Origin of the sequence: Baaleninema sp. (assembly GCF_049974805.1) — a bacterium.
Lineage (GTDB): Bacteria > Cyanobacteriota > Cyanobacteriia > Cyanobacteriales > Geitlerinemataceae > Baaleninema.
The window spans coordinates 1-9,871 of sequence record NZ_JBNGCO010000146.1 but is presented as its reverse complement, the minus strand read 5'-3'; the positions used below and the strand labels follow the sequence as shown (position 1 = coordinate 9,871).

Sequence of the window (9,871 nt, the reverse complement as noted above, 5' to 3'; positions counted from 1 at the left end):
CCTGTAAACTCTGCAAACCCCTGGGGGCTTGTTTGGCGTTTCGCGGCATTGAAGGGTGCGTTCCTTACCTCCACGGTTCTCAAGGATGCGCCACCTATATGCGCCGCTACATTATCAGTCACTTCCGCGAACCTATTGACATCGCCTCCTCGTCGTTAAGCGAAAAACACGCGGTTTATGGCGGCGGTCCGAATCTGAAGAAAGGCATTCTCAACGTCATCGAAAAATACGGGGCGAAAGTGGTGGGAATTGCCACCACTTGTTTGACGGAAACTATCGGCGACGATATTCCGATGTTGCTGAATGAATTTCAGAAAGAATTCGGCGAAGACCATCCCCTTCCGACGCTAATTCGCGTTTCGACGCCCAGCTATAGCGGCACGCACATGGAAGGATTTCACGCTACGGTTTGTTCGGTCGTGGAACAACTGGCTTCGGATAAAGGGAACGCTCCGGCTAATGCGGTTAACCTGCTTCCAGGGTTGGTTTCTCCGGCGGATTTGCGGTATTTGCGAGAGGTTCTGGAGGATTTTAAACTTCCGGTGACGTTGCTTCCGGACTTCTCCGATACCCTCGACGCTCCCGCACAAACGGACTATGAAAAGATTCCGGAGGGGGGAACTTCTCTCAATGCGATTGGCAGCATGGGACGCGCTCACGCGACTTTGGAATTTGGTCGGGTTTTATCGGGTGCATCGAATACGGGCGGTAAAGGATTGGCGAAACGTTTTGGGGTGCCGTTATATTCTCTGGGAATGCCGATTGGTTTGCGGGAGAGCGATCGCTTCTTTGAAACTCTGGAAACCGTCTTCAACTGTCCCACTCCTGCTAAACACGATCGAGAACGGGGACGGCTCGTCGATGCTTATGTGGACTGTCACAAATATCTGTTTGGAAAGCGCGTCGTTGTTTATGGGGAAGAAGATTTGGTGGTGGCGTTGACGTCGTTTTTATCGGAAGTGGGAATGCAGCCAGTGTTGTGTGCTTCGGGTGGTAAAAGCGGACAGTTACAAGGGGCGATCGAAGCGGTAACGTCTGACATTTTAAAAGTGCCGCCCGTGGTACGGGAAGGGGTGGACTTCTACGAAATCGCCGCCGAAATCGACTGTCTTCACCCCGATATGCTCGTGGGAACCAGTAAAGGCTATCCCCTGGCGCGATCGCACAACATCCCCCTGATTCGCGCCGGATTCCCCATTCACGATCGATTCGGCGGACAGCGCATTCTTCATCTGGGCTATCGCGGTACCCAAAACTTACTCGATCGTATAGTCAACGCCGTTATCGAGAAAAAACAAGCCGACTCTCCCGTTGGATACGGCTATTTGTGATGTAGCCGTAGGGTGCGTGACTTGAAAAATCGGGTGTCGAACCTGAAACCGATCGATCGTCACGCACCGCCCCCACAAGCCCATCCATCGATTCTCCATCAATTATCCCTTGTCAATTCTCAATTCTCAATCACCAGCCATGACCACCATCAATTACGAACAACATCCCTGTTTCAACCCCCGCGTTAAGGGACAGTTCGGACGGGTTCACCTCCCCGTTGCGCCGAAATGTAACGTACAGTGCAACTATTGCAACCGCAAATACGATTGCGTCAACGAAAGTCGTCCCGGCGTCACCAGTACGGTACTGTCTCCCGAACAAGCCGTTGTCTATATGGACAAGGTTCTCGAAGCGGAACCGAGAATCACCGTCGCGGGAATTGCAGGACCCGGCGATCCTTTCGCCAACCCCGAAGAAACCCTCGGAACCATGCGTCTGCTGCGCCAACAATATCCCGATTTGATTCTCTGTTTGGCGACGAACGGACTGGGACTCAAACCGGAATACGTCGAAGAAATCGCAGAAATCGGCGTCAGCCACGTGACCGTCACGATTAACGCCGTCGATCCCGAGATTACGCGCCACGTCTACCGTTGGGTTCGGGACGGAACGCGGGCGTTGCAGGGCAAAAAAGGGGCAGAACTCCTTTTAGAACGCCAACTTTCGGCAATTCGCGCTCTCAAAGCGGCGGGAGTTGTCGTCAAAGCCAATTGCATCGTGTTACCGGGCATTAACGACACGCATATTGTGGATGTGGCGAAGAAAATGGCCGAGTTGGGGGTGGATTTGTTCAACGCGATGGCGATGTATCCCACCCCAGAAACGCCGTTTGAATCTTTGGGAGAACCGGATGCGATTTACATGGCGCAAATTCGCAAGGCTTGCGAGCGATATTTGCCGCAAATGCGCCACTGTACCCGATGCCGCGCTGATGCGGTGGGGTTACTGGGAGAGGATCGATCGAGCGAGTTTCACGGCTGTCTCGTCGCCTGTTCTCGCAGTGCGGTTCCCAAACACCAGATCGATCGCCCTTACGTCGCTGTTACTTCGATGGAAGGCTTACTCGTCAACCAACATCTCGGCGAATCCCAAACCTTACAAATTTGGCAACAAACAGATACCGGATTTGCTTTCGTCGAAGAACGCAACGCACCGACACCGGGACAAGGATTCGAGCGGTGGAAACAGTTAGCAGGTATTCTTAAAGACTGTCGCGCCGTGTTAACCAGCGGTATCGGAACGACGCCCCGTCGAATTCTCGTGAAATCGGGAATTATGCCCGTTGAAACTAACAGTTTTATCGAAATGGCGTTGCAAGCTGTTTACGCTGGGGAAGATGTCTCGAAACTGAAACCCAAACGCCAAAAATCCGAATGTGGCGGCGGTAAAACCACCGTTTCCGCCGGATGTCGCGGCGACGGCACCGGTTGCGGCTGATGGTTGGGTGTGTGACGCGGCTAGGGAATGTGGCTGAAATCAGGTCAATGTGGTGTTTCCGCGTCACGCACCGCCCCCGATCGGGAGATGAGGGGATGGGAAAATACGTTAAATTTATATATTTTTCGTTATACACCGATACAGTTTTAATAACATTTTTGTAAAATTTGTTTCAATGAGTTAAAAATTCTTAACAACAATTCTCATGAAATCAGTTTAAGGTAACAAATTAGGCGCTCGTCCCCAATGGGTTGGTAAAGCTCGATACGCCGAATTCAAGCAAACTGTAAATTATAGCAATCTTTTCTTTAGTATGAGTAGTAACCTCGCGACGAAACTTCGAGAAGGGACGAAGAAGTCCCACACCATGGCCGAAAACGTTGGCTTTATCAAATGTTTCTTGAAAGGGACGGTCGAGAAAAACTCGTACCGTAAACTTGCCGCCAACTTTTACTTTGTCTATTCGGCGATGGAAGAAGAGATGGAACGCCATCGCAACCATCCAATTTTGTCGAACGTTTACTATCCGCAACTCAACCGAAAATCGAGCTTAGAGCAAGATTTGAGTTTCTATTTCGGGTCGGACTGGCGCGAAACGGTGGCGCCTTCGGAAGCGGGAAAAGCGTATGTGGCTCGCATCCGTCAGGTGTCTAACGAAGAACCGGAACTGTTGTTAGCCCACTGCTACACTCGTTATTTGGGCGATCTCTCGGGCGGTCAAGTCCTCAAAAAAATCGCCCAACAAGCGATGGGGTTGCAAGACGGCCAAGGAACGGCGTTTTACGACTTCCAAGAGATTCCCGACGAGAAAGCGTTTAAAAACGAGTATCGTCAGGCGATGAACGATCTGCCCATCGACGAAGCCACGGCCGATCGCATCGTAGACGAAGCCAACGATGCTTTCAAGCTGAATATGGCGATGTTTGAAGAACTCGAAGGTAGCTTGATTAAAGCGATCGGTCAAATGCTCTTCAACGCCTTAACTCGCCGTCGCACGCGCGGTTCCACGGAAGCGGAAGAGCAAGCCGCTGCTGCGGGTTAATGTGATGATGTGATGGGGAGAGAGGGAAAGAGGGAGATAATTTCACATCATCCCATCACCCCATCACCCCATCATCTCATCATCCCATCATCCCATCATCCCATCATCTCATCATCCCATCATCTCATCATCCCATCATCTCCCCATCACGGCTCGAACAACCCGGCTTCGGGGGAACTGATGCGGGCGCAGGGACTGAGGGCGGAAAAGATTTGTTTTCCGTAACTGCGATAGATGGCTCGCACGTCGAGAAGCGCCACAACTCCTCGATCGTTGCGAACGGAGGCGATCGATCTCTGAAGTTCTCCTAACGCCGTTGGAAGGAGATACAGGCGAAACCAGTCTTTTCGTAATTGTTTGTAGTAGGCGACGCGCCCCGCGACTAGGGGATCTTCGAGAGATGGGAAGGGAAGAGTGGCGATCGCGAACAGTTTCGGGGGTGGAAACTCGCTCTGGTGTTCTCGCCAAAACTCCCATCCGGTGACGAGAATTCCTCGGGAGACGCGAACGGGGTTATCGACGCGGACGCGAGAGCCGAATTCGGCGGCCAGGGTGGCGCCCACGATCGCTCTGAGGGGAACGTCCCCGACGACAATAACGATGAGATCCTCTTCCTCGGACTCGCTGCTGGTATGGCTGCTGCTGATGCGGATGAGGGTATGTAACTCCTCGAGGAGGGCGTCGCGGAATTGCGGCGTGTTGGGAAGGGGAAGCCCTTCGGGGGCGTAGAGGTGGACGAAGGAATGCTGGCGATCGGGGGAAAATTTGACGCAGGTGAGATCTTCGATTCCCAACCGCTGGCGAAAGCTGAAGGCGTCGCGATCGACCCCCAAAGCCCCGCCGACAAAGACTGTCGGTTGTTGCGTCCACAGGGGGCGTAGGGCGCCGGAGACTTCCGCCGGACTGCAATAGAGGGAAAACTGACCTTCTTGGCGATCGATATCGGCCCAGACGAAACTGTGGCGCGATCGCAACCGCTGTCCGAACTGACGCCAGGGCTTGGGAATTGCGTCGGGTTCGGCGGTAAGTTGGCGCAACCATCCCCGCTCTTCGGTATGCAGCAGCCCGCCGCCGTAAGGGTTTGCGGGTCGATCGAACACCGATTTAGTGAGCCGAACGCGGATGTCGCGAATCTTCTCGGCGTATTGGGGGCGAGCCTCCATCAACGCCCCCCAGTCTCCCGGTTCGAGGCGGGCGGTGAGAAATTGGCGCGTCCACTGTTCCCAATCGTCGGCGCCGTCGAGGAGGGTGGGAATTCCAGGGGGAAACCGCCCTGAATCGGTGGTTTTGGACTCCAACCAGGCTTGAGGAGACGTTAGCAGCAAGCCGTGAAAGTCCTCGCCGGGCCAGCGATCGCCCTCGACGACGGTTTTCGGCGAATCTAAGGTTTTCGGTAAATCTAACCCTGTTGGCGAATCCAACCACTGCTGCAATTGGGGGATTTCCACCGACAGCAACCGCTTGCGAACGGATTCCGAGGCGATAGCGATCGCGCCGCCGGGCCAGAGTAACATCGGCATGAGATAACTGAGGGCGTAGCGTTCTTCCGAGGCGGGAAACACCCCCGTTTGAATCAGGGCGTCTCGTCCCAAGCGCAAGGCCCGCGCCACCAACCGCGCCATCGTCAAATGGTGCGGCCAGCGATCGCCGGACTCTCGTAAAAACGCTCTCAGGGCGGTGTGAACTTCAGCTTCAATCACAAAACCGATGCGAAAAATAGAAAAAACAACGATCGATCGACCCGACTCGCACCAAAGGACTCGAACCTAGGGTTATCGCTCTCGTTTCTCGAGGGGCGATCGCGAGGTCAGATCGCCTGCGTTCCCATCTCGACCTTAGCGAACTTCGTCGAACGAATAAAATCCTTGCACGAAATTGAGGATTTCAGACAACGACGGTAACACCACCTGCGCCCGCTGCGAGGACAGCGCACTCATGGGAATTCCCAGTTCCGCCGCATTGAAAAAGCGCTTCCCAAACGTGGGATTGCTAAACACCGTCAGGGTTCGATCGCTGGAATTGGAAATCGAGGTTTGCGTCGACGCTTGGAAAAACTCCAACTGGCTGGCGTCAGGGTCCGACAACACAGGACATTTCAAATTACTGACTTTGCGGAGGCGCTGCATGATCGCCACGCTGAGTTTCGCCGCTTGATTAGCCGCTTTAACCCCCAAAACGTCCTGACTCTTCGTTTGTACCAAGCGCACCAAATTCAAAATCGTTTTTTGCGTGTTGTCGGCGTCCTTAAACGGTAAAACCGCCACGAACGCCGTGGGAAACAACATTTCGTCGCTCTCGACGCGGAACGTCAGCGTCGTGCGGCGATACCCCACTTCAATACTCGGTGGTTGTCCCATATCGGGATATTGTTCCCCGAGTTGGTGGTACAGATTCGTCAACGCCAACATCGCCGCGCTGTCGATGGGCGTATCGATCGCGATTTGCACCGTGGGGGGCGTTTGATTGAAAAACCGCTCGAAATTCTCGCGATCGAACCGCACGATTTGGCTGTGATCGCCGTTGGGACTGACATCGAGCCAATCGCAACTCATCCCTTCCGTCGTCAGGTTAAACCGCGCCACGCCGTAAAGTTTCGTTCCCGTCAAAATCGCCCCGCTCAAATCCGCTCCTTCCCAATCAGCGCGAATCAAATTTGACTGAGTGAGATCGGCGTGGACGAAACTGGTATTGAGCAAATTGGCGCAACTGAGGTTCGCCCCAATGAGGTTCGCCCCGCTCAATTTCGCCTCGCTCAAATCCGCCCAGCGCAAGTTGGCCCCGCTCAAATCCGCCCAGCGCAGGTTCGCCCCCCGCAGGCTGGCGCCGCTGAGGTTGGCGCGGTGAAGGCGAGCGTGACGTAACTCGCAATTGCTCAAATCCGCCCCGCTCAAATCCGCTTTGCTGAAATCCGTTCCGATGAGGTTGGCGTTGACGAGAATCGCCGCCACCAGGGAACTTCCTCGTAAATCCGATTCGTTGAGGTTGGCGCCGCTCAAATCCGTTTGGCGCAACGTAGACTCTCGTAAGTCGGCGGCGTTGAGGTTCGCCCCCGTCAAATCCGCTTGGCTGAGGTTGGCGCGAATCATTTCCGCCCGAATCAGGGCGGCTTCCTTTAAGTCAGCGTGGCTGAGGTTGGCGCGAATCATGTTAGCGACGTTGAGAATCGTCCCCCGCAGGTTCGCCCGCACGAGGTTGGCACCGCTCAAACGGGTGACGTTCATTTTGGCGTAGCTGAGGTTCGCCCCGCCCAGATTGGCGCCGCTGAGGTTGGCGATACTCAAAATAGCGTGGCTGAGGTTGGCGTCGCGCAAGTCGATGCGGCTGAGGTTGGCTTCACTCAGCACGATCGCGCCGAAGTCTCGCTCTCCGGCGGCGTATCGTTCCAGTAGTTCTTTGAGTGTCATAACCAACTCTCCTCGCGACGTTCGGATTTCACCCTCGTATTGAATGCAGCACCCCAAACAAAAGGACGCGATCGATTGATCGCGGCTCCCAAAGCCATTGTACGGTTTGAAGTTACGCAGCTACAAGCGATCGGCGTCGAGGGCAGGGCTAGAGATTTTGACAAAGTCGAAAATGACAAAGGGAGGAGGGAGCGTGTGAGTACAGGCTTCGGAGAGGCTGGAATCGAGAGAATTTTTACTTTCAGCCGCTTGCAGTCGTTGTTTGCCAAATTTCGGATGGTGTTGAACTTCTAGGGTTTGATTTTTCGAGTTGGAGAGGATGATGTGGGTGGGGGTGTTGAAAAAATCCCGTCCGGTATCGCGATCGAACCACTGGGTTTCCACGTTGCGAATGGCGTTGGCGCGCTCGATGGCTTGGTTGAACGCCCCTCGCAACCGTTCTATATAGCGCAGTTGTCCAGCTTCTAAACTTTCCCGTTCTTTGGTTTGTAGCAGTTGCACCAAGTTTTTGATGTTCGTTTGCGTCACCTTCGCATCTCGAAAGGGTAACACGACGATGTAAGCCATTGGAAACAGTTGCGTATCGTTGTCGAGGCGAAAGGTGATGACGGTACGGCGATCGGTGACTTCGATATTGGGCGATCGCTTCAACAGGGGATAGTGACGGGCGATGCGATAGTAAATTTCCGCCAGCGCCACATGAGAGGCGGGATCGAGAACCATATCCACGAGAATTCGCACCGTCGGAAGGGATTCGTTGAAAAAATCCGTCACCTGTTCCGAGGAAAACCGTTGAATATGAGTTCCGTCGCCGTTGGCGCTCAAATCCACCCACTCGCAAACCGTCCCCTCGCTTTTGAGTCCGAAGCGAGAGACTCCATGCAGTTTCGCCCCCGTCAGCGTCGCCCCGCTCAAATCCGCTCCCATCCAATCGACGCCCATCAGGTTCGATCGCGTCAAATCCGCGTACACCAAACTCGCATCCAGCAAGTTCGCCCCGCTCAAATCCGCCCCCGACAGGTTCGCCCCGCTCAATTTCGCCCCGCTCAAATCCGCTCCCGACAGGTTCGCCCCACTCAAATCCGCCCAACGCAGGTTCGCCCCGCGCAAGTCGGCTTCGATGAGTTTCGCCCCGCTGAGTTTGACTTGTCGGAGTTCGGCGTTTCGCAAACTCGCCCCGCTCAAATCCGCCCAGCGCAGATTGGTGCGGCGAAACGTGGCTTGTTCCAGGTTCGCCCCCCGCATCTGAGCGTAACTGAGATCGACTTCGCTGAGGTTGGCACCTTGGAAGTTGGCGTGGGGAAGCTTGGCTTCTTTGAGCATCGCCCCGCTGAGGTTGGCGCCCCGCAAATCCGTACCGCTCAAATCCGCCCGCAGCATTTCCGTGCGAATCAGGGAAGCGCGAGAGAGATCGGCGCCGCTCAAATCAGCGCGAATCAGGTTGGCGACGTTGAGATCGGCGTCTCGTAGGTTGGCGCCTCGCAGGTTGCTGCTGCTGAGTTTGGCGACGTTGAGTTTCGCCCCTTTGAGGTTCGCCCGCGTCAGGTTCGCCCCGCTGAGGTTCGCGACGCTCAAACAGGCGTTTCGCAGGTTGACGCGGGGGAGATTGGCTTGGCTGAGGTTGGCTTCGCTGAGGTTGACGCCGATAAACCGTCGTACACCCGTCGCGTATTTTCGTAAGAGTTCTTCTGCTTCCATAACGCCGTCCTGATGCTCTTTCCCCCTTCGACGATAGCTGACAGAGAGGGTCGATCCCGTCGAGGGTGGGGCAAATCCCGTATTCCGTTTAATGCCGATCGTACACGAGAAATTCGACCCCCGTAGGCGGTCGATCGAGCCAAAGCGATCGAGAACCTCCCTCACAGAGCGTCTCGTCTCGCCCTTGCGATCGAGTCTCAATTTTTCCCCTCGATGCCATTCCCTCGCTAAAATACCCCATGGAATATCGGGGGTGTCGATCGCCCGTTGATGGGCGCTAACGGTCTCGAAACCGTCAAAAGCTACAGTTTAAAAATGGAGCGATCGAATAATTATTTTTGAATTTATTAAATTATATCTTATTCTATAGCCATAGGAAATGATTCGTGGCCAAATCCCCGATCGATCCAGGGCTGTGCTAGATCCCCGGCATCTCCAAGATGCCGGGGATCTAGAGACAGATCTAGAGACAATCCGATCTTCGTTCGATCTTGAGTTTCACTTCTATGAATTGCCACAATTGACTTAGGATTGCTATATATTTAAACTTCAATAAAAGATTTGCATTGGCGGCATCTCAACCATGTAAATTTATCAGATCGGAGTCTCTACACTGAATTGAGCTGTTGTTGGGTTTCGCTATCGCTCCCCCCAACCTACCGCAAACTTATCTTTTTGCCCAAGTGAGATGCACCCCTTGGCTTTCATAATAAATCTACAATCTGGAATATAAAATCTGGAAGATAAAAAGATAGATTTCGGGCTATCGATCGCCCTCAAAATAAAGTATTTCAATTAAAAATAAGAGCGTTTCCACTTAATCTTAACCCTTAAAAAATCCGATTTGTTCGTTGTTTTATAAAAATTAACCAAAATTAATAAAATCTAATTTTTGCTTTATAAGTAATTAGTCACCGCAAGAAGAAGCAGGTATTGACAATCGTGGCAAGTGGAGTAG

6 protein-coding genes are annotated in these 9,871 nt (G+C 53.6%); 3 read left to right on the top strand and 3 right to left on the bottom strand.

The window, feature by feature from the left end; all coding sequences use genetic code 11:
• From ACP5D4_RS19565 to ACP5D4_RS19555, 3 genes are all read left to right on the top strand, one after another.
• A partial coding sequence (locus ACP5D4_RS19565; RefSeq protein ID WP_428013293.1) for a nitrogenase component 1 occupies window positions 1–1,331 on the top strand: 1,331 nt, incomplete at its 5' end.
• 139 nt (window positions 1,332–1,470) lie between these two features.
• On the top strand, window positions 1,471–2,769 hold the full coding sequence (gene nifB / locus ACP5D4_RS19560; protein ID WP_428013292.1) for a nitrogenase cofactor biosynthesis protein NifB: 1,299 nt from the start codon (window positions 1,471–1,473) through the stop codon (window positions 2,767–2,769).
• Window positions 2,770–3,082: 313 nt separating this feature from the next.
• On the top strand, window positions 3,083–3,811 hold the full coding sequence (locus ACP5D4_RS19555; RefSeq protein WP_428013291.1) for a heme oxygenase (biliverdin-producing): 729 nt from the start codon (window positions 3,083–3,085) through the stop codon (window positions 3,809–3,811).
• Between the two features lie 146 nt (window positions 3,812–3,957).
• Here the strand turns inward: ACP5D4_RS19555 and ACP5D4_RS19550 are convergent, their stop codons facing one another.
• From ACP5D4_RS19550 to ACP5D4_RS19540, 3 genes are all read right to left on the bottom strand, one after another.
• Window positions 3,958–5,511 (bottom strand): helicase C-terminal domain-containing protein, encoded by a 1,554-nt coding sequence (locus ACP5D4_RS19550; RefSeq protein ID WP_428013290.1) that lies wholly within the window; start codon window positions 5,509–5,511, stop codon window positions 3,958–3,960.
• Between the two features lie 135 nt (window positions 5,512–5,646).
• The gene (locus tag ACP5D4_RS19545; protein ID WP_428013289.1) at window positions 5,647–7,215 is read right to left on the bottom strand and encodes a pentapeptide repeat-containing protein; all 1,569 of its coding nucleotides are present in this window, start codon (window positions 7,213–7,215) and stop codon (window positions 5,647–5,649) included.
• A gap of 120 nt (window positions 7,216–7,335) precedes the next feature.
• Entirely contained in the window at window positions 7,336–8,913 is a 1,578-nt protein-coding gene (locus ACP5D4_RS19540; RefSeq protein ID WP_428013288.1) for a pentapeptide repeat-containing protein, read from the bottom strand.
• Window positions 8,914–9,871: the final 958 nt, after the last annotated feature.

Coding starts and splice junctions, on each gene's coding strand:
- nifB (WP_428013292.1), top strand. CDS start 1,471: ATGACCACCATCAATTACGAACAACATCCCTGTTTCAACCCCCGCGTT.
- ACP5D4_RS19555 (WP_428013291.1), top strand. CDS start 3,083: ATGAGTAGTAACCTCGCGACGAAACTTCGAGAAGGGACGAAGAAGTCC.
- ACP5D4_RS19540 (WP_428013288.1), bottom strand. CDS start 8,913: ATGGAAGCAGAAGAACTCTTACGAAAATACGCGACGGGTGTACGACGG.
- ACP5D4_RS19545 (WP_428013289.1), bottom strand. CDS start 7,215: ATGACACTCAAAGAACTACTGGAACGATACGCCGCCGGAGAGCGAGAC.